Origin of the sequence: Campylobacter pinnipediorum subsp. caledonicus (genome assembly GCF_002022005.1) — a bacterium.
Lineage (GTDB): Bacteria > Campylobacterota > Campylobacteria > Campylobacterales > Campylobacteraceae > Campylobacter_A > Campylobacter_A caledonicus.
In genome coordinates, this window is the sequence record NZ_CP017258.1 from 1,185,233 (window position 1) to 1,208,172 (window position 22,940).

Consider the following 22,940-nt stretch of genomic DNA (forward strand, 5'->3'; position numbering starts at 1 on the left):
TCAAAGGAATTCAATGCTACAAAATGCATTAAAAACTGTATTTATCTTACTAATGTCTATCATAACAGCAAATGCTTTAGATAGTATAGAACTTGATAAAGTAGAAGCAATAGGAAAAGAAGAAACTTATTTTAAATCTAAAGCAGTAAGCACGAGAGATTTTAATGAAAAAAAGTAGTAAAAACATAGATGATGCAGTAAGAAGTATTGCTGGTGCTTTTACAAATATAGATAACACACAAGGAACGATAAATATAAATATAAGAGGAATGAGTGGTCTTGGAAGAACAAATATGATGATAGATGGTGTTACTCAAACTTTTTATTCAACCTCTTCTGACAACGGTAATCTAAACGGAGGAACATCTACTTTCGGGGTCATGATAGATCCAATATTTTTAAAATCAATAGATGTTGAAAAAGGTAGTTTTAGCGGGAAAGGTGGAGCAAATTCACTAATGGGTTCAGCCAATATGAGAACTGTTAGAGTTGATGATATTATAAAAGATAATAAAAATTTCGGATATATTTTAGACACTCATTTTGGAAACAATTCCATCGGACAAAGGTATTCTGGACTCATAGCTTTTAAAGAAAAATTTAATACTTTTTATATTGGTGGATTATTTGGATACAGCAAGAAAAAAGGTTTCACAAAGTTTTAGAGTTGGAGGAGGAGACAATGTAGAAGGAGAAACTTTTCAGCCAAAACTAGACGATGATGGAAATATACAAAGAGATCCTTCGGGTGATATCATATATCTAGATTCAAAAGGAAATGAGCATTTTATATCTGGTTTTCCTCCATACAGTCCAGAATCTTTGAGTCAAAAACCAAAAAGCACATTAACAAAATTAGAATACAAAGATGAGTTGAGCAACATTATATTATCATACAGAAACTATAAAACAGCTCTAGCAGGAAGAAAAGTAAAACAAGATAATTATCAACTAGAATACAATCTAAATCCACAAGATATAAAACAATTAGATTTTAATTTATTATATGCAATCAACACAGGGGAACAAATATACGCACCACATTCTAGATTTGCCGGAGTTGAATTATTAAAAAATATAAAAACAAAAAATATCGGAAAAACAATAGATATAAGCAATACTTTTACCCATGATTTTAAATCTGATTCGAATTTAAAAACGACAATAGGTGTAAATTTATTAAAAAATGAATATAAAAAGAGCAGACACCCATCTGAATTAAATTTCATTGAAGATAGCCTCAAAGATGCTATAGGTATTGCGGCTAGTAAATCAGGACGCGAAGCAAATACTCTTTATCCGGAAGGCGAGCAAAAATTTAATACAATTTATATAGATAATGAATTAAACAATGGCCCTTTTACGTTTAATATGAGTGTTAATTACTCAAAAAATAAATTTAAAGGAGAAAAATATTATTATTATGGATTAGATAATGATGATATTGGGATACAATATCTAAAAGATAGATATGGGGAAGATTTATTAACATCAAATGATCCGGATAAAAAAGCTATATTAGAAAAGTATTATGAATTTGACTCTGATGTATATCAAAACACATTAAAAAGAAATAAAGCAATCAACGATAAAGATTATAAAAATCCTATATTAAAATATTTTAGATGTCCAAATAGTAGACTTTGTAAAGTCCAAGATGAGAGTATAGAAAATTTTTTAACCCCTATACAAAAAGAAGTTAATGGAGGGTCTAGGAATAAAATTACAGAACTAGATAATGAAAAAATGTATGACAATGGCTCACATAAACATTTTAACTATTCATTTGGTGCTTCTGTATACATAAATGATTTATTTAGCCCGTTTGTTAATTATTCAAAAACACATAGAGAGCCAAATATAAAAGAGATGTTTTTTTCTGATCTTGGGCATTATGGTGTAAACTCGAAATTAAAACCCGAAACAGCCACAACAAAACAGATAGGTTTTAATTCATTTAAGGATGGATTATTTACAGAAGATGATGAATTTGGGCTAAAATTTATTAGGTATAAAACTGAAATAAAAGACTATATTCACAATGTAAGATACAAAGAACCACATATAATAAGCAACTATCCATACATAAAACACTATAATTTTGAAAAATTAGTAACAATACAAGGGTATGAAATAGAAGCAAGTTATGACAATGGAACTTTTTATGCAAATCTAGCATACTCAAGACAAAAAACAAATCAACCATTAAACTTTACAGACTCTAGCCCTAGAGTTGATGAGTCCAAAAGCGATACTGAGATAGATTTCCAAGGATATGGTCTTACAAAAATAACAATATTGCCAAAAGATTATGCCACTTTAGATATTGGAACAAGATTTGGAAATAAAAAATTTACATTGGGCAGTACAATAAAATACTATGGAAAGAGTAGGATTACTTCTAATACCGTAGAAACTCTTTATTGTGATGGAACCGTGATAAAAAAAGGAGATACAACACAAAATCCAATTTGTGGAAATGTAAAAAAGAACAAGAAATAAACAGACAACCTTTTATTTTTGACCTTTACACTATTGCAAATATAAGCAATAATTTAACAATAAAATTTGAAATTAAAAATCTTTTTGATAAAAAATATATAAACCCGCTTGATTCAAATAATGACTCAGCTGGTCAGTTTATATTTGACCTTGGTGTTGGAGACACTTATCAATTTGCAAACAATAACTTTGCAAGAGGAAGGACGGCAATGATGAGTATAAACTATAAATATTAGTTATATATTTTATATTGACAATAAATATCGTAATTGATATAATACGCAAAAATGACTTGGAGGAATTTATGGAGTTTTTGAAAGAAAATATAGACTATTTTATTATTGCTATACTAGGTTTTATGAGCTTTTTGGTTGTATGGTTTACAATAGAAAGACTTTTATTTTATAAAAACATTAATTTTGAAAACTATAAGAGCAAAGATGAACTAGAAGAAAGTTTAACAAATCACTTAACAACTCTTTATATAATATATTCAAATGCTCCTTATATAGGTCTTTTAGGAACTGTTGCTGGTATCATGATAACATTTTACGATATGGGTATGAGTGGCGGAATAGACACGAAAAGTATAATGGTTGGTCTGTCTTTAGCACTAAAAGCAACAGCATTTGGTCTTTTGGTGGCGATACCTACACTTATGATTTATAATGGTTTTATTAGAAAAGTTGATGTTATGATGAATAGATATAAGGCAATGCAGTGAGTTTACCTAAAAAAGAGGGATTAAACGTAATCCCACTAATTGATATCATGTTGGTTTTACTTGCTATTGTTTTAAGTATCTCTACCTTTATAGCTCAAGGAAATATACCAGTAGATCTACCAAGTAGCGAGAGTGCGACACAAAATAAAGAAGACAATAAAATAACTGTAACCATAAATAAAGACAATGAGTTTTTTATAGAAGATGAAAAAATAGCAGAAGATGAGCTACAGCAACGCTTAAATGAAATAGATCAAAAGACTTTGATTCAACTAAAAAGCGATAAAGAAAGCAAGTTTGAAATGTTTGTAAAAATAATAGATATATTGAAAGAAAAAAATCATGAGAATTTTGCAATTACAACTCTCAAGGAGTAAAAAGTGTAATCTGGGCGGATTTTGTGTATCTGCTCTATTCCATGCTGTTTTATTTACAGCCTTGATACATTTTCATTCCGAGATAAAACATACAGGCAAAGAAAAAATCATAAAAATAAGTTTAGGAACTTTTAATCCAGCTCCAATACCACCTGCTCCAACACCTACTCCACCGGCACCACCACAACCTAAACCAGAACCTGTAGTAAAACCAGAACCAATAAAACCTAAACCCATAGAAAAACCTAAACCAAAAAAGATAGTTAAGAAAAAGGTTGAAAAACAACCTGTTCCAAAACCTATACAAAAACCAATTGAAAAACAAGAAGAAGTTGTTGAAGAAACAACAGCTGAAGCAACAGTAGAACCGCAGGCAACATCAGCACCTTCAGCAACAAACAATAGCAACTCTTCTGCTACTACAAGTTCAAATGCTGCACCAACGATAAAAGAATTTAACTTTGCTACATCTGCAGGAGATGAGAGATTTTCTAAAATTCAAAGAGAAATTTACAAAAAACATAAAGATAATTATCCAAAAAATGCACAAAAAATGAGAAAACAAGGTATCGTTGAAGTTAGTTTCTTACTTAAAAAAAGCGGTGCAGTTGAAAATATAAAAGTAGTTAGTAGTTCAGGGATTGATATACTTGATAATGCAGCTATGAAAACAATCAAACTAGCATCTAAATATTTTCCAATATTAGACGAAGATTATCTTATAAAAATCCCAATGAAATACAAACTATAATAATTATATTTTTTGCATATAAGCTTATTTTTATTTTAAGCTTATATGTAAATATCAAATTATTTTAAAATTTCTAACCTAGCTTTGCTTTAACCTCATCGCTAGCCATAGTTACATTCCACTGTGGTTCCCAAACCAAATTTATATCACACTCTTTTACTCCATCTACCCTCATAACAGCATCTTCTACCCAATTAAGTATAAGTTCGTGTAAAGGGCATGATTTGGTAGATAAAGTCATTGTAACTTTAGCTTTTCCTTCATCACAAGAAACATCATATATAAGACCCAAAGAGACTATATCAAAACCAACCTCAGGATCAACTATTTTTGAAAGCTCGTTATAAATTTTATCCTTCATTTTTTACTCCAAATTTTGTAAATTTAAATATATGCAATGTGTTAACACAAACCAAAAAAATACTAAAAAACAAAAATAATATTGATATTTTCAACCAAAAAAATGACAAAAATATAGCAAATAAATTAAGCCTAAAAGCTGAATATGCTATATTTTTTTTAACCATATCATCAAGAAGTGGAACATCTTGTTTTCCAACAAATGGTGAAATATAATGATACCAAACCAAAAAAGGAACTATTTTATAAAAATGAGCAACTACAAAAGGATATAAAAATCCATAAGCTATTATAAAAACACTATAAGAATTGTCAAATTTATCAAAACCAAAACAAAAAACAATTAAACTTATAAATGACAAAAATAGATTTAAATTCCAATAATCAAAAGCCTTTCTAGCTCTATTTTTAAGTATCAAAATAGCCTGAACAACAAAAAGTAAAAATGAAATTATTATCATTATTGCAGAAATTTCAACATTCCAAAAAACAAAAAAGCCAGACAATATATAAGTTGTGATAGATATCTTTGAAATCAAAAAATTCACTTTATGGGACAAAGCAAACATAGGCAAAAGAACACTTCCTGCACCAACAATTACAAAAAATATAAATCCAATAACAAAATATATATGATAGTGAAGCATAAGCTCAAAATCCAAACTTACTTTACCAGCAAAAATCAAAGCCAAAAAAAGACCAAAAATAAGCCCCAATATCAAAAACAAAGATGAAGCAAATAATGAAAAAGAGGCAAAGCTTCTTTTATTGCTCTTTAAAAAACTAAGAAAAAAAGTGATAGCAAAAAACAAAAGAGAGGAAAATAGTATCTTTGAGCCAATATGCAAAAACTTATTATTTGCAAACACCATACCAGCAGAAAAAAATAAAAGAGATGTGGCATATATAAATAAATTTAAATATGCCCCTTTTATGCTAAAAAATGCACTCTCCAATATAACCGAGGTTAGCTGATATAAAGCGCCTATAATAATACTTAAAACAAATCCAACAAAAAATACATGAAAAAAACCAGCGGTATTTAAAGATGTCAATGCATCAAAATCAGCATAAAAAAATAAAAAAATGCTAATCAACAAATAAAATAAACCTACCAAAAAATATCCACCTACCAATCTAAATGGTGGAGCAAATGTATTTAATATCATGTCTTATCCGTGGCAAATTTGTTTTGTTTCAAAATTTGGTAAAGAAGCATTTTGTTTTAATGTAAAGATAAGTTTAACTTCACCATTTTCCAAATCTTCACGCTCTATATCAAATTTATCTTCAATCTTTGGTATAAGCCCAACTGGAAATTTGTGATTTATCATTATGATTTTTGTATTTTTGTCTTTAACTAGATTCAAAGCAACCATGGCATTTACCATAGGCTCGGGAGGCATACATTTTCTTGAATCAAAACCTATAAAATCATCTTTTTTATAAAAACTAACACTTGCACCTTCTGTTGCAAACTCTTGCCAACCATTAAAAAAACTCATCATATACTCCTAAATATTAAATAATTTAGGAGCATTATACTCTTTAATAAATTTTATTCATTGATTTAGCTCAATAAATAAAATTTTAAATCAAGATAGGAATTTTTTAGCCATATCGCTTATTCTTTTTGGGTCAGCACTTGCACCTAGTCTCTCTTTTGCTATCTTGATGACATCACCTAGTTTAGCTATACTGCAAGCACCAACCTCGGTTATAATTTTTCTTAAGTTGTCTTTTAACTCTTCATCGCTAAGCTGAGCTGGAAGATATTTGTTTATGATATCCATCTCGTTTTGCTCTTTTTGTGCAAGGTCTTCACGCTCACCCTTTAAAAAAAGCTCTTTAGCATCATTTCTTTTTTTGATCTCTTTTTGCAATAAAGGCAATACCACATCATCTGTAAGCTCTATTCTATTATCAACTTCAACTTGCTTTAAAGCGGCATTAAGAGTTCTTAAAGTATCTCTTTTAAACTCATCTTTTTCTTTCATAGCTACTTTAATATCATCTAAAATTTGTTCTCTTATTGTCATTTTAACCCCTTTCAGTTTTTTAAAATTTTATCAAACTCACGCTTAAAATAAGCAACTACAATTCCCTCTCTAAGCCCATCATCTATAGTAATAATCTTAACGCTTTCATCTTTTAAAAGCTCTTTTAATAAAATCATACCGGCAACAACAAGCATTTTTCTATTTTTTCCAACAACAATATCAGCCTTATCATCACAAAGTTCTATTAACATCTGTTTTAAATCAGTAAAATCTTGTATATCCAAAGAACAACCATTTATCAAATTTGCATCATAATCATCATAATCAATCCCGAGCTTTAAAGCAGCCATAGTAGTAGCAACTCCGGATGTTAACACAATAAAATCTTTTTTAAATGATGACAAAAACTCCTTAGCCTGCTTAACAACGCTTGATACATTTTCGCTCATATCTTTTATAGTTTTAAACTCTTCAAAAAATGTAATAATACCAAATTTAAAACTCCTAAAAGTATTTCCATCACTTATCTCACTACTAGCTCCACCAAGATCTATACAAACATAGTTTTTATTAGGTATTTCAAGCCTATTTAAGGCATTTTTAACACCTAGATTTATATATCTAGCTTCACTATCTCCGCTAATAATTTGAAATTTTATACCAAATAATTCTTGAATTTGTTTAAAGATGATATCTGAGTTTTTTGCTATCCTAAATGCAGCTGTAGCCACAGCTATATGCTCAAACAAAGAAAAATCAAACTCCTCTTTTGCAAGTTTTAAAGCATTAAAAATACGCTCTTTAGCCTCATCGCTAATTAGCATATTTTCACGAAGCCCTCTAGCACTTCCAACAATAGCTTCAAAACTCTTTTCAACAAAACAAATTCCATTTTCGTGTTTTATAAGTGCTATTCTTAATGTATTTGAACCCAAATCAATACCTATAATCATCCTTAACCTTTATAAAATTTTATTTTTGGTAAATTTTATCAAATTTCAATAAACATAAAGATATAATCAACAAATATTTTTAAATCAAGGACACAACTTGACACGAGACAACCTGATAGCCTTTGTTATATTTATAATTACTATAGTATGCTTTTTTACGTGGGGAATCAACACTATACCAAATAGCAAATATTTTATATTTTTTATAGCAAGTCTTTTTGGTATATTTATGGCATTTAATATAGGCGGAAACGATGTAGCAAATAGCTTTGGAACTAGTGTCGGAGCAAAAACTTTAACAATAAAACAAGCCCTTATAATAGCTGCTATATTTGAGCTAAGCGGTGCTGTTTTTGCTGGTGCAGAAGTAACAAATACGATAAGAAACGGTATCATAAACTTTTCAGATAAAAATGTAATACCGGAAAAATTTGTAGCCATAATGATGTCAGCACTTCTAAGTTCTGGGCTTTGGCTATTTTTCGCATCAAAAAAAGGACTTCCTGTCTCTACAACCCACTCGATAGTAGGTGGCATAGTCGGCGCTGGTATTATGATGGGTTATACAAGCTATGGCGCAAAAGAAGCATTTGAAATGGTAACTTGGAGCGAAATAGGCAAAATAGCAATAAGCTGGGTCATCTCACCACTAATGGGCGGTGTGTTATCATTTTTAGTATTTGGCTATATCAAGAAAAATATCATAAATCCCACAAGACAACTTAGAATTTCAATTAAAACACTAAAAAAAGAGAGAAAAATCTTTAAACGTAACTTCATAAAAGAACTAAAAACAAAACCGGAAAGTGAACAAATAAAAACACTTTCAAACATGATTTTAATCGATGAAGATGATACAAAAAGCACAAAATACAGCGAATACAGATCGCAAATTAAAGCAATGAAAGAGAGAGAAAAACAGATAGACTCCTTTGCTGCGATGAAAAAACATATCCCATTGATAGCCGGTTTTGCTGCGATGGTTATATCATCCATGATGATTTTTAAGGGCTTAAAGAATATAAATTTAGATATAAGCATAATACAAAGCATATGGATACTCTTTGTTATAGGTGTTTTAGCATATCTTGCCAGTTTTGCATTCATTAAAGTAATGAATAAAAATGATGCCGAAAAAAGCATAAATCGTGTATTTTCTTGGTTTCAAATTTTTACAGCTTCATCGTTTGCATTTTCACACGGAGCAAACGATATAGCAAACGCAATCGGCCCTTTTGTTGCGATACTTGATGTATTGAAAACAGGGGTTATAAACAAAGCTTCTACTATACCTAGTGTTGTTATGATTACTTTTGGAATTTCTTTAGTTGTTGGTTTATGGTTTTTAGGAAAAGAAGTTATCTCCACTATAGGCTCCAAACTTGCCGAAATTTTACCAACAACCGGATTTAGCGCTGAACTTGGTGCTAGTATGGTTATACTTCTAGCAACAAAATTTGGAATTCCGGTAAGCTCAACACATATACTTATAGGTGCTGTATTAGGAATAGGCATAATAAACAAAAACGCAAACTGGGCCATGGTAAAACCAATACTTCTAGCTTGGGTTATAACACTCCCTGCTTCGGCTATACTATCTGGTGCATTTTATTTTAGTGTTTTAAAATTTTTATAATTTTAATTGTTTATTGTAGATTTGCATAAGCTCTGATTTTGCCAGTTCAAAATCATCTGAACTTATAGTATAATCTATCTTTTGTGGCTTTTTGTAAACCTTATCATAGTATTTAACTAAGAGTATCTCGCAAACCTTGTGTATGTCATTATTTTCATAAGCATTTATAGCATCATCTCTTGCCTCTTTTGATATAAAAGGGCTAATTTTTTTCATACAAGAGTAAAAGAACTTACTATCTACACTCTTATAATCTTTCATAATACACTCTACTCTATTTTCAAGACTAGCCACTATCTCAACATTTACACCACTTCTCATAGAAGTATGCAAACTAGAAGGAACAGTCAAAGAACCTATACGCCTACTCTCACCTTCTATAAAACATGCTTTTTTATCTTTTAGTAAAATAAGCTCTTCAAATAAGTTATCTTCAAACTCTTTTTGACTAGGCTGTTTTCCATTTATCTCACCAAAAACAGAGCCTAAATGATTTGCTATATGTTCCAAATCCAAAGATGGTTGTAGTGATCTTATGAGCTTGGTTTTACTACTTCCGGTATTTCCAAAAAGTGTTATAAATTTCAAATCAATAGGTTTTTCAAGCTCATCCAAAACATTTTTTCTATATGATTTATATCCATCAATAAGTCTTTCAACCCTATAACCAATCATACTTAAAATTTGCGAAATAGAGTTAGAACGCATTCCTCCTCTTGAGCAATAAACACCTATAAGAGAGCCGACTTTTACTGTCTCGTATATCTTTGTCAAATGTTCGCTTGTATTTATACAAACATATCTAGCGCCAAGAACCTTTGCTAAAGATCTATTTTGTTTATAAAGAGTGCCTATTTCATTATGTTCTTTATCATTTAATACATATAAATTTATAGCACCTTTTATACGAGAATACGCAAACTCGCTAGGACTTCTAGCATCAATGATAAGGTCAAATTTATCTCTATTTTTTAACCAATTATCTATATTTAATTCAACTAAACTCACTAAATGCTCTTTTTAATTTTTCAAATAATGGATAAAAAGGTGCTCCATTTACCCTAACATCAGCTATTGTGGTGATAAAATTTGTATCTCTTTCCCATCTAGGCACTAAATGATAATGAACGTGTTCAGCTATTCCAGCTCCGGCTGCTTTTCCAAGATTCATACCTATATTTACACCATCAGCTTTCAACTCATCTTTTAAAACCTTAACGCCTCTTTTTACATAATGCGACATCTCTTGCCAGACCTCATCATCTAGTGATTCTATATTATCAAAATGAGAAAAAGGTATAATCATAAAATGTCCCGGAGAATACGGAAAACGATTCATGATTCCGTAACAAAACTTAGCTCTAAACAAAACCCCATTTTGCATATCATCATCAAGGTTGTCTTTTATCGAACAAAAAACACAACCAGTTGGCTTACTATTAAAGTATTCAGACCTCCACGGTGCACATAAATGTTGCATATTAATATCCTCTAAGCTTACTAAAAGCTAAATTTATATTATTTTGTCTCATAAAGTATTCACCTATCAAAAAGGCATCTACACCTAATTCATTAAGGTATTGTAGCTGAGATTTTTCATAAATTCCACTCTCAGCAACTATAATTTTATCCTTTGGTATTGATGGTATTAGCTTTTCACAAAGACTCATATCCATCTCAAAAGTCTTTAAATTTCTATGATTAATCCCTATAATATTAGCATTTACATAAATAGCTTTTTGCAAATCATCTTCATCATGAATTTCGAGTAAAACTTCAAGTCCCAAACTACGAGAATAATCAAAAAGTATTTTTAACTCTTCTTTTGTTAATGCCTTTGCTATAAGCAAAACAAAATCAGCACCAAAAATCAAAGCTTCTAAAATTTGATATTTATCAACTATAAAATCTTTTCTCAATATTGGTGTTTTTATATATCTTCTTATTTGAGTTATGTATTCTAAATCACCTTTAAACCATTTAGGCTCAGTAATAACACTTATCGCATTTGCTCCACTATCTTGATACTCTCTAGCTATTTTTAGTGGTTCAAAATCTTCTCTTATTATGCCATTTTCGGGACTTGCTTTTTTAACTTCGGCTATTATCCTATATGGATTATCTTTTGTGCTTTTTAGTGAAGAGATAATATCTCTTGGTTTATAAGAGCTTTTATAAGTCTCCTCTAGCCACTTAGCAGGAATTTTTTGTTTTTTAATTTTTAAATTTTGCTTTGTATTGTCTATGATTTCATCAAGTGTCATTTTTTAATCTTTAAGCATTTATCTATCTCTTTTGAGTGTAATATAGCTTCATCTTGCTTTGAAAAGTCTTCATCTTTTAAAACTTCATCCATTATCTCTTTTGCCTTTTTACACTCATTGATTTTAAAATATCCCCAAGCCAAAGAGTCAAGATAAGCTGAAGATTTAGGATCTATTTTTAAGGCTTTTTCAACCAAAGATATACCCTTTTTATAATCAACATCGTGATCTATCATTAAATATCCATAATAATTTAAAAAGATAGGATTATTTAGTTTAACAGCACTTTTTTCAAAATTTGATATTATATGATTAAGCTTTTGTTTATCAGGCTTTGAGTCATATTTTTCATACTCAAAAACAGCCATCATTGAAAGATAAAAAATATCCTTAGTATCATCGTAGGCATTTTTAGCTACATCATAAGCATCTTCATATCTTTTCATAGAGGCATAAACATCTATAGTAGTGTTGTTATCAAAATCACCATTTTTAAGAAGCTCTATAGCCTTATCATTATTTTTTGAAAAAAGCAAAATCCCCAAAGATAGCTCTTTAAATTTATAATCACCCGTAACTTCAAATAACTCAGTATAGATTCCAGACAGTTTTATATATTCTTTATTCTCTAAATACATATTTGCAAGTTTTGAGCAAACCGATAAGCTACAACCATTTTTATCTTTATAATCTTTTAATAATTCAAAACTTTTACTAGACTCATCAAGCGTAGTCAATTTCAGAAGATTGTCTTCGCTTTGGTCTAAATCATACGCTTTTTGAAAATTTACAAGAGCTGTTTTTTCATCTTTTTCAAATAATGCTATATCACCAAGCATAAGATGATTTTTTGGATCTTTATCTGTTTTTAAAAGCTCATTAAGAAGTTTTTTGGCACTTACTAAATCACCTTTTCTTATTTTTTTAGCTGAAAGAAGTCTCACATAAAAAGGGTCTTTTTTAAATTTTTCATCAGCCTTACCCATAAGTTCATCAACTTTATCATCACTAAAACTTACAGCTAATTTTAATTCTTCCTTTAAAAATTGAGAATCTTTTGTCTGCTTATACAAATCATCATAAACAGCGATCGCCAAATCATAGTTGCCATTATTTGTAAATTCTAATGCTTTTAAAATTTCAAGATTTATATCTTTTGCATTTAAATTACTTATAAAAAAAATCAAAAAACTTAAAAAAAATATTATTTTATCCCTATGCATTCTTCTTTTAACTCCTTTAAATTATCCTTAAAATAATCCCAAAATGGAAATGTCCTGCACTGACTTGGTCTATACTCATATATTGAACACATTTTTTTTGACATATCAAAAAACACACAAGCATAGCCGGTTTTATAATCAACCTCTTTTATACTAAATCTATTTTGGACTTTTATCAAATACTTCTCTTGAACTTGTTTAAAATCCAAATTCAAAAAATCAGCTAATCTTAATATCTCCTCTTTGCTTATCCAGATATATCCACTATCTCCTATACAACATTTTCCACCACATTCGCTACATTTTGAACTATCAAAAGTATAATTATATCCATCTTGTGTTAAAATTGACACATTAAACTCTTTGTATTTGCTTTTTTATAAATTTCATCAGCTCTTAAGCTATTTTTATCACCATCTTGCAAAATTAATGGTGTCATAACATCACAAGTTGAACGAGAGCTTTTTTTTGCTCTAATCAAAACTAAATTTGATTTTTTCTCTTTTTTTGGATGCACAAAACAAACATTACAACAAGTAAATTTAAATTCACTTAAGATTTGCATAATAACTTGTAATTGTAAGCTCTCATAACAAAATATTATCTCGGCTCTTGGCTTTAAAATTTTATTTGATGTGCTTAAAAATGCCTTCAGAGAAAGTTCATCAGCATAACGACTAATAGCTAAATGGGTATTTGTACTTTTTGTAACACCATCGCGATAATAAGGTGGGTTTGAAACTATCAGATCAAATTTCTTATCTGTTTTGATTTTTAAAAAATCACACTCTATTAAATTTGCTGATAGATTATTTGCAATTAAATTTTTTTCACATAACATAATATTTATATGTTGAATATCAAGTAATGATAGATCAATTTTATCAAAATCACGCTTTAACAAAAGTCCAACAACCCCGCAACCGCAACCAACATCTAAAACACTTCCTTTGTAGTTTGGATTCAAAAAAGATGAAACAAAATCATACAAAATCAATGAATCGCTATTATAATGATAGCCATCTTTTAGTTGATAAAGTATCATCTGTAAGCTTTTATAATGAAGCCTCTAGAATCTTTTCTTCTCAAAACTTCGGTACTATAGCTAATTCTTGAAAAATCACCAAATTCATCTCTTATGAGTTTTGCTGCCATTTCACTTCTTTCTTTGCCTATGCCAAAATCAACATAAGAATTTAGTCTGCTTAATTCAATTTTACTTATATTAGAAGTCACTTGATATGGTAAAGCATATCCACGACCATCAACTATAGATGTAATCTCATATAAATAGTTTGAATTATACCTACTTAAAAACTCGCTAACACGATTCTTACACATCATAGTTATGCCATTTTTATCCATATCAAAACACTCAACTTGTGAAACAAAAACAAGTTTTTTAGGAACTTCCGGCTTTGTTTGGGTTTCTAATATCTTTTTTAAATTTATATTTTCATCTTCTAATATATCTTGTTTGTCAATTGAATTTTGTATCTCTTGTTGCAAGCCTTCTAATTTATCTAAAAAAGCTTGAGTGGATATATTTTTGGTCTGCATACTCTTAAGTTCATTTTTTAAATCAATCATCTCATCTTGCAGTTTTTTTATCATCAAATTTCTATCAGCTAAAGTCCTTAACTCTTCTATTTGAGTTTTTAAAATAGCATAGTTTCGCATATCTGTTTTAGAAGATTGTTTTTGTGTATCAAGTTCTTCTTGTGTTTTATCTAATATAAGCTTTAAACTAGTCGCATTATTTTCATTTTTAAGACTTAGCTGTTTAAAAACCTCGACTTGATTTTGCGTTTTGTTTAAATCAAAGCTAAGCTTTTGGATATCTGCACTTAGCTCTTTTATCTCAACGTTTTTTTGAGCAATAGTATTGTTGCTAGTGTTTAAATCCATTTTTAGTGAGTTGTTTTCATTTTGTTGAAGTTTAATATTATTTTTAAATTCCTGAGCGTCTTTATTTAAAGCTAAAATTTGATTTTTTAAACTAAAAATATCTTTATCTTTTTGATTATTTGTTGAATTTAGATCTTTATTTACATCATTTAAACCAACTATAAAAGAATTTAGTTGCTGGATTTGTGTATCTAAATTTTTGATTTTAGTATCACTATTTTTTATATCATATTCAAGTTTTTTAATCTCTGCTTTTAAATCAATTATATTATTTGATTTTTTTGATAGTTCATCTTCAAGAGTTAACCGCTGAATGTCAAATCCATCCTGAATACGTTTTAACTCTTTTTTATGTAAAAAATCAAGTTTTTGAATTTCATTTTTTTCTACTTTAATCTCTTCTTTTAGGTCTTTTAGCTCTTTTTTTGAACTCTGTTGTGCATTATCCTTTTTATTTAATAATGCTATTTTGTTTTGAAGTTCAAGATTTTTGTTTTGCAAAATAGATGTATTTTTATCATAATTAACAGCCAAAGATGATATATTTTGCTCTAACTGTATTATCTTTCTTTCATATCTTGACATCATCTCAAGACCTTGTTTTTGATTTTCTGCTAGCTCGTTTGTTAAATTTTCTATACGGTCAGTAAGTGTTTTTTCTTTATTTTTAAAATTTTCAAGATTTTTTTCTTCTATTTTTTTTTCTTTAGATAAAAATTGCATTTTTATACTATCAATCTTTGAAATCAAATCAAGATTTTTCTTAGCTATGTCTACATTGTCTTTAATTAAAACCCTGTTTTTTTCAACTATATCTTTAAAATCAGCTTTTAATTTATCAATATCATTAGTCAAATTTTCATCAAAAACAACATCAAAATTTTCAATATAGCTCTTTGCGGTTATATAACCACCATACTCAAAAAGTTGATCTTTACTTATATATTTCTCTTTTTCTTCTTCCGACAAATCATCAAATTTAAGAGAGTAAATTTTATACTCTCTTTCCGAAGCTTGTTCTTTTTTTATTTGCGAAAAGTTAATAAAAATATAACTAGCCGCAAATAAAATAAAAAAAACTAGAAAAAATCTCTTATATTCTCTCAAACTTTATACTCATTTTTTTATAATATTTTGGACAACTTTATAAGCATGGTTTAATCCAATTACTATTGAACCACCATTTTTTAATGTTATATCACCACCAGCATAAAGACCAGCGATATCGCTTTCACAAGCATCATTTACTAAAGCATTGCCTTTATCATCCATTTTGATTCCACATTTTTGCAAGAAATCAACTGGGCTTGAACCACCTATTGCATATACAACTCTATCATAAACTCTTGTTTTATCATTTGAAAAATTAACAACAACCTTACCATTATCGTTATCAAGACTTACGATATCGTGGTTTAATCTAACTTTTAATTTATTATCTTTTTCTAAAATTTCAAGATTTTCTTTATTTGTATCATTAACTCTTGCAAAAGTATCTCTTCTGTATGCCAATGTAGTTTCATTGTTTTTACAGAGATCTATAGCATACTCAACAGCTGAGTTTCCACCACCAACTACCAGTATCTTTTCCCCACTGCCACATTTGTCTAAGTTGAAGTTAACAACACCATTTAATGGTAAAGGAATTTTATAATCAGGCTTATTTGGTTTACCCATTTTACCTATACTTACAAGCACATTTTTAGACTTATAAATATCTTTTGTAGTAGTTATCTCAAACAAATCTCCAACTTTTTTTACACTTTCAACTTCGCATTTAAAAACACATTCTATATTATTTTCGGCAATGATTTTATCAAAAAACTCTATTGTAGTCTCTTTTGTTCCATCTTGAAAAGCTACAACTCCATAAATAGTACTTTCTTGTCCTTTATACTCTTTATCAACACGCTTGTTATCTTTGTAAAACTTTCTAATAGTTTGCAGATTTTCTTCGCCCTTTTCAAGCATTAAAACATTATTAAGACCATTAGCCTTAGCCTCAATAGCGGCACCTATACCACAAGGCCCGGCACCTATAACAACTAAATCATAAATTACTGACATAAATTTCTCCTAAAATAATAAAAAATATTAATTAAATGAATTTATCACAAAAAATATTAAAATCCAAGAAATAAAAAAATAACTTCTTAAAATAAAAAATACTCTTTGTAATAAAAAAATAAATCAACCTATCTGTTTTTTTAATAACTCTGCAACCAAGAATGCAAGCTCTAAAGCTTGGTCCGAATTTAGTCTTGGATCGCATTGTGTTTCGTAACGCTCTTTTAAACTTTGTTCTGTTACATTAAAAACACCGCCCATACACTCTGTTACATCCTGACCTGTCATCTCAAGATGAATACCTCCAGCATACATACCTTCAGACTTAGTTATATCAAAAAAACTTTTTACTTCGCTGATAATTTTATCAAATTCTCTAGTTTTATAATTACCAGCTTTTGTTGTATTTCCGTGCATAGGATCTATGCTATAAACTATATTTAAGCCTTCTTTTTTGATATCTCTTAACAACTTAGGTAAATTTTCTTGAATTTTTTGAACACCCATTCTTATTATTATATTAAGTCTTCCAGCTTCGTTTTCTGGATTTAATTTTTCTGATAATTTTAATATATCTGATGAGTTTGCACTAGGTCCTATTTTAACACCTATTGGATTTTTTACACCACTTAAGAAATGAACGTGAGCATCATCAATACCCCTTGTTCTCTCACCTATCCAAAGCATATGCGCAGAACAGTCATACCATTCATTACTCAAACTATCTTCTCTTGTCATAGCTTCTTCATAAGGCAATAATAAAGCTTCATGTGATGTATAAAATGAAGTTTGATTTATAGCTGGGGTATTTTCAGATGTCATTCCACAAGCTTTCATAAACCCAAGTGTTTTAGTAATACTATCTGTTAGTTCTGAGTATTTTTCATGTATCTCAGCCCTTTTAGCAAAGCCCAAATTCCACTTATTGATTTGATGTAAATCAGCCAACCCGCCACGAGAAAAGGCACGCAATAGGTTCATAGTAAAAGCACTTTGATAATAAGCTTCTATCATTCTTTGCGGGTCAGGCACACGAGCAGATTCATCAAATGTAAAACCATTTATAATATCACCACGATAACTAGGAAGACTAACTCCATTAATCTCTTCAAAATCCGAACTTCTAGGCTTTGCAAATTGACCTGCAACGCGACCTACTTTTACTATCGGACGACCACCTGCAAATGTCAAAACTATAGCCATTTGAAGCATTACTTTAAACATATCTCTTATATTATTTGCATTAAAATTTAAAAAACTTTCGGCACAATCACCGCCTTGAAGCAAAAAAGCCTCACTATTACAAACCTTAGCAAGCTCTTTTTTTAAATTTCTAGCCTCTCCAGCAAATACCAATGGTGGTAAATTTTTTAATTTTTCTTCCACTTCATTTAATTTATCTTTGTCTGGATATTTTGGCTGTTGAAGTATATTGTATTTTCTCCAACTATCTTTACTCCACATTCGTTACATAACCTCGTTTTCTAAATTTTGATATATTTCCGATTATAACATTAAAAACTTAAAATTTTATGCTTTATTAATATATATAAAATTATAATCTATGCTTTAATTTAAGGCTTTGGTATGAATTTAAAAAACGAAGAAACACAGGGTTTGTTTCTTGCAATAATTGCTTTTACAATCTGGGGTTTTTACCCTTTATATTTTAAATTATTTAGTGAAGATGTAGGTTCGGTTGAAATTTTGGCACATAGGGTATTATGGTCTTTGATTTTTATGAGCGTATTTTTATATCTAAAATCCGGTTTTAGAAACATAAAAATTCTTTTAAAAAATAAAAAAATTAGAAATCTTTTATTTCTTAGTGGTGCCATGATAAGCATAAATTGGGGATTATACATATATGCCGTAAATACATCTCATATAGTAGAAGCTAGCCTTGGGTATTTTATAAATCCACTTATGAATATTCTAGTTGGGTTTTTGATTTTTAAAGAACACCCAAGCAAGGTTGAAAAAATTGCTGTTTTGCTTGTGTGTGTTTCTGTTTTTATTCAGATATACTATGTAGGCAAGATACCCTTTATCTCAATAATTCTACCGGTATCAATGGCTATTTATGTATCTATAAGGAAATTTATAAAGTTACGAGCTATAGATGGACTTTTTATAGAAACATTGATGATTTCATTTTTAGCTTTTGGATATTTTTTATATCTTTGTTTTACCCATCAAAACAATTTTAAAGCTGATTTTAATGGAATTTTGATGATACTTTCTGGTATAGTTACGATTTTACCACTTGTGATGTTTAATGCAGCAGCAAATAGAATAAAACTAAGCACATTAGGATATATTCATTATCTAAGCCCAACACTTACATTAGCTATCGCTGTTTTGGTATTTAATGAGAGTTTGGATCATACGAAGATAATATCTTTTATACTTATTTGGAGTGGCTTAATAGTAGTAAGTTTAGAAAAAATATATTTAAAAAATAAAAAAGGACATAAATGAATGACATAACCATAGCTTTCTTGATCTCAATAGCAGTTGCTTTTGCACTTTATATGCAAATACAAAAAATGACACAAAATATAGACATGGATGAAGCCTTAAACGGCAATTTAAAAGAAGATAATAAAAACAAAAACAGTGAATTATTATCAGAAGATAATACAGATAAATACAAATCTTTTTGCGATGAAATAGATGAACAAATAAGGGATTTAAGACAAAAAGTAAAAGATAATGATTTATTTATAAGCGATGATGTAAAAGATGAGTTTATGGCGGAACTATCACAGCTTAGCAGAAAGCTTACTTTTATACAAAATATGAACACAAAAAAAGACACCAAAAGCTGGGAGAAAGAGCTATTTGATATCTTAAGTTCACTTGAAAACTCAGTCCAAAAAAGCCTAAAAAATCCAGATGAGATAAATGAAAATATAAGAGAAAATTTAAAAGAAAGTTTTGAAAAACTTTGAAATTAAATTTACAATAAAATGATAAAGTTATAAATATTTAATATAAAAGGAATAATTTGAAAAGTATAATTTTTGTTATTTTAATGCTTATAGTTGGAATTTATGCCTATTCATGGCATTTTTTTGTTACTATCTTTGTTATATCTTTTTTAATATTTTTTCACGAATTAGGACATTTTTTAGTTGCTCGTTTTTTTGGAGTTTGTGTTAATACTTTTAGCATTGGATTTGGTGAAAAGATTTTTACAAAACGTGTTAACAATACTGATTATTGTATAAGTGCGATACCACTTGGTGGATATGTCCAGCTCAAAGGGCAAGATGACACAGATCCTAAAAATAAAAATTATGATGATGATAGCTACAACACACTAAGCCCTATAAAAAGGATTCTTATACTTTTTGCTGGACCATTTTTTAACCTTATATTGGCATTTTTTATATACATATCACTTGGTTTTATGGGAAATGAAAAACTAGCACCCGTTGTAGGAACTGTACTAGATAACTCGGCAGCAAAACAAGCTGGCATAATGGTAGATGATAAAATTCTAATAATAAATAACAAAACCATAAAAGAGTGGGATGATATAGGAAAACAAGTAAGTATAAATCCAACAAAAATAATACTACAAAGAGATGGTAAACAACTCACAATAAATCTAACACCAAAGATAGGAGAGAGTAAAAATATGTTTGGAGAAACTATACAAAAGCCACTTATAGGCATATCTCCAAAAGGCGATTTTGTAAAGGTTTATCATACTGGATTTAGCTCTATATCATATGCTTTTGATGAGACCATAAAAGCATCTAAGCTTATATTTTTAGGCTTTGAAAAGATAATAACTGGCATAGTTCCCATAAAAGAAATGGGTGGTATAGTTCAAATAACAGATATAACATCAAAAGCTGCAAAAACAGATATGGCGATACTTCTTTTAATAACAGCACTTATATCTGTGAATTTAGGTATTTTAAATTTATTACCTATACCGGCACTTGATGGAGGGCATATTATATTTAACACATACGAGCTAATATTTAAAAAAGAGGTAAGCGAAAAAGTATTTGCTTGGCTCACATATCTTGGCTGGGCTATACTTTTAACAATGATGCTTGTTGCTACTTTTAATGACATAATGAGACTTGGTGGATTTTATAAATGATAAATTTAAAAGAACTTTATGAAAAAATAGGCGATGTAAGGCTTATAGCCGTAAGCAAAAATGTAACCAGCAAAGAGGTTATAGAGCTTATAAATCAAGGTCAGATAGAATTTGGCGAAAACAGGGTTCAAGAGATGGCTAAAAAGCAAACAGAACTAGCAAGCTTTGGTCCAAAATGGCATATGATAGGAAGATTGCAAGATAATAAAATAAATCAACTTATATCACTTCGCCCTACTCTATGGCAAAGTTGTGATAGTTTAAAAAAGGCAGTTGCGGTAGACAAAAGGCTTGATTATAAGCTAGATACACTTTTGCAAATAAACTCAGCAAACGAAGATAGCAAACAAGGTGTAAGCACAAGCCAAGCGACAGAAGAATATCTAAAAATCAAACAAGAATGCAAAAATATAAATCTTATCGGTGTCATGAGCATAGGTGCTAATGTTGATGATGAAAAACAGATACAAAAAAGCTTTGAGCAAACATATAAAATTTATGAGAGTTTAAAATCTAGTGGAGCTAAAATATGTTCTATGGGAATGAGTTCTGATTTTATGTTGGCAATAAAATGCGGTTCAAATATGATTCGTTTGGGGACTATGCTATATAAATAATTTCTACGGCACTTATAATCGTAAATGCCGTATATTTAATTTATTTTGCCAACAAATCTTTAACTAATCTAGCAATACCTTCTATTGATTTAACATTATCTATGTTGATAAGATATTTGCCATTTACAACAAAAGCAGGAACACCTTGAAGCTTGGCCACATCATAAGCAGCGTCCCATTTTGATAAAATTTCAATAACTTTTGGATTGTTTAGTTCTTTATTGTAATCATCCACACTCATACCAACAGCATCAAGACCAGTCTTTAAAAATCCATCTTTATCTTTTCCATCATTCCATGTCTCTTTTTTATCATGATATGCTCTATAATATGCAAATTTAGCTTTCTTAAATAAAGACTTATCATCTAATAAACTAATTCCATTTTCATTATCCTTGGCTATCAAAACAGCAAAAACTTTACTGATAGTCTCTCCAAAACTACCTTTTGTTTTTAAATGATATGGGACAAATTTTATGCCTGGTAATTTTTGCATTAATTTTGAAACAACACTTTTATCGTATTTGTAGCAATGCGGACAAGCATAGCTAAAAACTTTTACTAAGGTGTTATTTTCTACTGGCAAAGGTTGTTCTAGCTTAACATAGTCTTCGCCTTCTGTAAATGCATTTGCGCTCAAAGCACCAAAAAGGGCAACAACTGATAAAAATTTAACTGTCTTTAAAAATAAAGATCTCATCTAAAGCTCCTATATTTAAAATTACTATATTTAGTATTTTAACAAATTGTGATTAAATAAAAAATTTAATCATATAAATTTTATGTAACTTTAAAAAATATTATATCTATAAGTCTGCAACAAAAGAGTATTTAAGAGCTACTCTCATAACCCTTAAATGTTTTTATTTTAATTAAAAGCTATATTTTAAACCAATGTTTCCATTGTAGTATTTTTCTTTAGATCTTGTTTTAGCTCCAAAGTTTATATTTAGTATTAATGCTTCACTTATCACCTTTTATCTTAGCTTTAGATCCTATTATATTTCCCCATACATTGTTATCGTTATTAAATCTATCTGTATAAGCTTTAACTAAATTTGATAAACCATTACCAGCATCAGCAAATTTATTATCTTTTAGATTGTTTATAGCATAAGCTAATGCTAGATCATTATTGTATAGATTTGTAAGTTTAGCAAGTCTTGTTTGTGTTGAAAGATTTGATGAAAACTTAGCAACATCTGTTGCAGATGATGTTGTTAAAGAATTTGTAGTATCTTTAACAGATGTTGTTAGTTCTTTTACAAAGTTAATTGTTTTTTGCTTACCTTATTATTTTTTAGTGTTACTATCTAAAAAACGTAAAGCTATGCCATCAATTTTAACCGTTTTATATGGCTTATTCCACTACTATTTTACCTATAAAATTAAATACCTTTTTTAAATTTACTTTGTTTTATCCAAAATGTTAAAA

The 22,940-nt window shown here is 29.2% G+C and carries 28 protein-coding genes; 13 read left to right on the plus strand and 15 right to left on the minus strand.

All coding sequences use genetic code 11. The features are described 5' to 3' along the window. Nucleotides 1–13 precede the first annotated feature (13 nt). From CPIN18021_RS08920 to CPIN18021_RS06020, 7 genes are all read left to right on the plus strand, one after another. Entirely contained in the window at nt 14–178 is a 165-nt protein-coding gene (locus tag CPIN18021_RS08920) for a hypothetical protein (RefSeq protein ID WP_157888048.1), read from the plus strand. Next, on the plus strand, nt 165–665 hold the full coding sequence (locus CPIN18021_RS05995) for a TonB-dependent receptor plug domain-containing protein (protein WP_078423552.1): 501 nt from the start codon (nt 165–167) through the stop codon (nt 663–665). The genes CPIN18021_RS08920 and CPIN18021_RS05995 overlap by 14 nt, the downstream gene beginning before the upstream one ends. Continuing rightward, nucleotides 628–2,502: a TonB-dependent receptor domain-containing protein gene (locus tag CPIN18021_RS06000; RefSeq protein WP_078424633.1), complete on the plus strand. Its 1,875-nt coding sequence runs from the start codon at nt 628–630 to the stop codon at nt 2,500–2,502. Before CPIN18021_RS05995 ends, CPIN18021_RS06000 begins: the two co-directional genes overlap by 38 nt. Next, nucleotides 2,472–2,738 (plus strand): TonB-dependent receptor, encoded by a 267-nt coding sequence (locus tag CPIN18021_RS06005; protein ID WP_078424634.1) that lies wholly within the window; start codon nt 2,472–2,474, stop codon nt 2,736–2,738. The genes CPIN18021_RS06000 and CPIN18021_RS06005 overlap by 31 nt, the downstream gene beginning before the upstream one ends. Before the next feature lie 68 nt (nt 2,739–2,806). Further along, nucleotides 2,807–3,226, plus strand: coding sequence for a TonB-system energizer ExbB (gene exbB / locus CPIN18021_RS06010; protein ID WP_078423554.1), 420 nt, complete (start codon nt 2,807–2,809; stop codon nt 3,224–3,226). Nucleotides 3,227–3,273: 47 nt separating this feature from the next. Beyond that, nucleotides 3,274–3,603 carry a TonB system transport protein ExbD gene (gene exbD, locus CPIN18021_RS06015; RefSeq protein ID WP_372236850.1) on the plus strand — a complete coding sequence of 110 codons (330 nt, stop codon included), beginning with the start codon at nt 3,274–3,276 and terminating at the stop codon, nt 3,601–3,603. A 61-nt stretch (nt 3,604–3,664) separates the two neighbouring features. Next, the gene (locus CPIN18021_RS06020; RefSeq protein WP_226995975.1) at nt 3,665–4,354 is read left to right on the plus strand and encodes an energy transducer TonB; all 690 of its coding nucleotides are present in this window, start codon (nt 3,665–3,667) and stop codon (nt 4,352–4,354) included. 73 nt (nt 4,355–4,427) lie between these two features. Here CPIN18021_RS06020 and CPIN18021_RS06025 read toward each other — a convergent pair whose 3' ends face one another. The 5 genes from CPIN18021_RS06025 to CPIN18021_RS06045 form a co-directional block, all read right to left on the minus strand. After that, the gene (locus tag CPIN18021_RS06025; protein ID WP_078423557.1) at nt 4,428–4,715 is read right to left on the minus strand and encodes a metal-sulfur cluster assembly factor; all 288 of its coding nucleotides are present in this window, start codon (nt 4,713–4,715) and stop codon (nt 4,428–4,430) included. Then, nucleotides 4,705–5,883 (minus strand): peptidase M50, encoded by a 1,179-nt coding sequence (locus CPIN18021_RS06030; RefSeq protein WP_078424636.1) that lies wholly within the window; start codon nt 5,881–5,883, stop codon nt 4,705–4,707. The genes CPIN18021_RS06025 and CPIN18021_RS06030 overlap by 11 nt, the downstream gene beginning before the upstream one ends. Nucleotides 5,884–5,886: 3 nt before the next feature. Further along, nucleotides 5,887–6,222 carry a hypothetical protein gene (locus CPIN18021_RS06035; protein ID WP_193431642.1) on the minus strand — a complete coding sequence of 112 codons (336 nt, stop codon included), beginning with the start codon at nt 6,220–6,222 and terminating at the stop codon, nt 5,887–5,889. A gap of 87 nt (nt 6,223–6,309) precedes the next feature. Next, a complete protein-coding gene (locus CPIN18021_RS06040; RefSeq protein WP_078423560.1) occupies nt 6,310–6,753 on the minus strand; it encodes a GatB/YqeY domain-containing protein in 444 nt (147 codons plus the stop codon). Between the two features lie 11 nt (nt 6,754–6,764). Continuing rightward, nucleotides 6,765–7,667, minus strand: a complete 903-nt coding sequence (locus CPIN18021_RS06045; protein ID WP_078424638.1) for a Ppx/GppA phosphatase family protein — start codon at nt 7,665–7,667, stop codon at nt 6,765–6,767. A gap of 97 nt (nt 7,668–7,764) precedes the next feature. Between CPIN18021_RS06045 and CPIN18021_RS06050 the strand changes: the two genes are divergently transcribed. After that, nucleotides 7,765–9,303, plus strand: a complete 1,539-nt coding sequence (locus CPIN18021_RS06050) for an inorganic phosphate transporter (protein ID WP_069636260.1) — start codon at nt 7,765–7,767, stop codon at nt 9,301–9,303. Here CPIN18021_RS06050 and mnmH read toward each other — a convergent pair. The 9 genes from mnmH to CPIN18021_RS06095 form a co-directional block, all read right to left on the minus strand. Next, nucleotides 9,298–10,311 carry a tRNA 2-selenouridine(34) synthase MnmH gene (gene mnmH / locus CPIN18021_RS06055; protein WP_078424639.1) on the minus strand — a complete coding sequence of 338 codons (1,014 nt, stop codon included), beginning with the start codon at nt 10,309–10,311 and terminating at the stop codon, nt 9,298–9,300. The genes CPIN18021_RS06050 and mnmH overlap by 6 nt on opposite strands. After that, complete coding sequence (locus tag CPIN18021_RS06060) at nt 10,298–10,783, minus strand: HIT family protein (RefSeq protein WP_078424640.1); 486 nt, start codon at nt 10,781–10,783, stop codon at nt 10,298–10,300. The genes mnmH and CPIN18021_RS06060 overlap by 14 nt, the downstream gene beginning before the upstream one ends. 1 nt (nt 10,784) lies before the next feature. After that, entirely contained in the window at nt 10,785–11,567 is a 783-nt protein-coding gene (trpC, locus tag CPIN18021_RS06065; RefSeq protein ID WP_078424641.1) for an indole-3-glycerol phosphate synthase TrpC, read from the minus strand. Beyond that, nucleotides 11,564–12,790, minus strand: a complete 1,227-nt coding sequence (locus tag CPIN18021_RS06070; protein WP_078424642.1) for a tetratricopeptide repeat protein — start codon at nt 12,788–12,790, stop codon at nt 11,564–11,566. The genes trpC and CPIN18021_RS06070 overlap by 4 nt, the downstream gene beginning before the upstream one ends. Then, complete coding sequence (locus CPIN18021_RS06075) at nt 12,772–13,143, minus strand: YkgJ family cysteine cluster protein (protein WP_078424643.1); 372 nt, start codon at nt 13,141–13,143, stop codon at nt 12,772–12,774. The genes CPIN18021_RS06070 and CPIN18021_RS06075 overlap by 19 nt, the downstream gene beginning before the upstream one ends. Beyond that, nucleotides 13,131–13,835: a tRNA1(Val) (adenine(37)-N6)-methyltransferase gene (locus tag CPIN18021_RS06080; protein WP_078424644.1), complete on the minus strand. Its 705-nt coding sequence runs from the start codon at nt 13,833–13,835 to the stop codon at nt 13,131–13,133. The genes CPIN18021_RS06075 and CPIN18021_RS06080 overlap by 13 nt, the downstream gene beginning before the upstream one ends. After that, nucleotides 13,832–15,805 (minus strand): coiled-coil domain-containing protein, encoded by a 1,974-nt coding sequence (locus CPIN18021_RS06085; RefSeq protein WP_078424645.1) that lies wholly within the window; start codon nt 15,803–15,805, stop codon nt 13,832–13,834. The genes CPIN18021_RS06080 and CPIN18021_RS06085 overlap by 4 nt, the downstream gene beginning before the upstream one ends. A gap of 9 nt (nt 15,806–15,814) precedes the next feature. Then, the gene (locus tag CPIN18021_RS06090; protein WP_078424646.1) at nt 15,815–16,765 is read right to left on the minus strand and encodes an NAD(P)-binding domain-containing protein; all 951 of its coding nucleotides are present in this window, start codon (nt 16,763–16,765) and stop codon (nt 15,815–15,817) included. Between the two features lie 123 nt (nt 16,766–16,888). Continuing rightward, nucleotides 16,889–18,229, minus strand: a complete 1,341-nt coding sequence (locus tag CPIN18021_RS06095; protein WP_078424647.1) for a class II 3-deoxy-7-phosphoheptulonate synthase — start codon at nt 18,227–18,229, stop codon at nt 16,889–16,891. A gap of 123 nt (nt 18,230–18,352) precedes the next feature. Between CPIN18021_RS06095 and rarD the strand changes: the two genes are divergently transcribed. The 4 genes from rarD to CPIN18021_RS06115 are packed head-to-tail and all read left to right on the plus strand — an operon-like array spanning nt 18,353 to nt 21,505. After that, nucleotides 18,353–19,246 (plus strand): EamA family transporter RarD, encoded by an 894-nt coding sequence (gene rarD / locus CPIN18021_RS06100; protein WP_078424648.1) that lies wholly within the window; start codon nt 18,353–18,355, stop codon nt 19,244–19,246. Beyond that, nucleotides 19,243–19,719, plus strand: coding sequence for a hypothetical protein (locus CPIN18021_RS06105; protein WP_078424649.1), 477 nt, complete (start codon nt 19,243–19,245; stop codon nt 19,717–19,719). Before rarD ends, CPIN18021_RS06105 begins: the two co-directional genes overlap by 4 nt. 56 nt (nt 19,720–19,775) lie before the next feature. Further along, nucleotides 19,776–20,888 (plus strand): RIP metalloprotease RseP, encoded by a 1,113-nt coding sequence (gene rseP, locus CPIN18021_RS06110; RefSeq protein WP_078424650.1) that lies wholly within the window; start codon nt 19,776–19,778, stop codon nt 20,886–20,888. Then, the gene (locus CPIN18021_RS06115; protein ID WP_078424651.1) at nt 20,885–21,505 is read left to right on the plus strand and encodes a YggS family pyridoxal phosphate-dependent enzyme; all 621 of its coding nucleotides are present in this window, start codon (nt 20,885–20,887) and stop codon (nt 21,503–21,505) included. Before rseP ends, CPIN18021_RS06115 begins: the two co-directional genes overlap by 4 nt. A 40-nt stretch (nt 21,506–21,545) precedes the next feature. Here CPIN18021_RS06115 and CPIN18021_RS06120 read toward each other — a convergent pair whose 3' ends face one another. Continuing rightward, nucleotides 21,546–22,205: a thiol:disulfide interchange protein DsbA/DsbL gene (locus tag CPIN18021_RS06120; RefSeq protein ID WP_078424652.1), complete on the minus strand. Its 660-nt coding sequence runs from the start codon at nt 22,203–22,205 to the stop codon at nt 21,546–21,548. Nucleotides 22,206–22,640: 435 nt separating this feature from the next. Here CPIN18021_RS06120 and CPIN18021_RS06125 point away from each other — a divergent pair, with 435 nt between their 5' ends. Next, nucleotides 22,641–22,910, plus strand: a complete 270-nt coding sequence (locus CPIN18021_RS06125) for a hypothetical protein (protein WP_078424653.1) — start codon at nt 22,641–22,643, stop codon at nt 22,908–22,910. Nucleotides 22,911–22,940 lie beyond the last annotated feature (30 nt).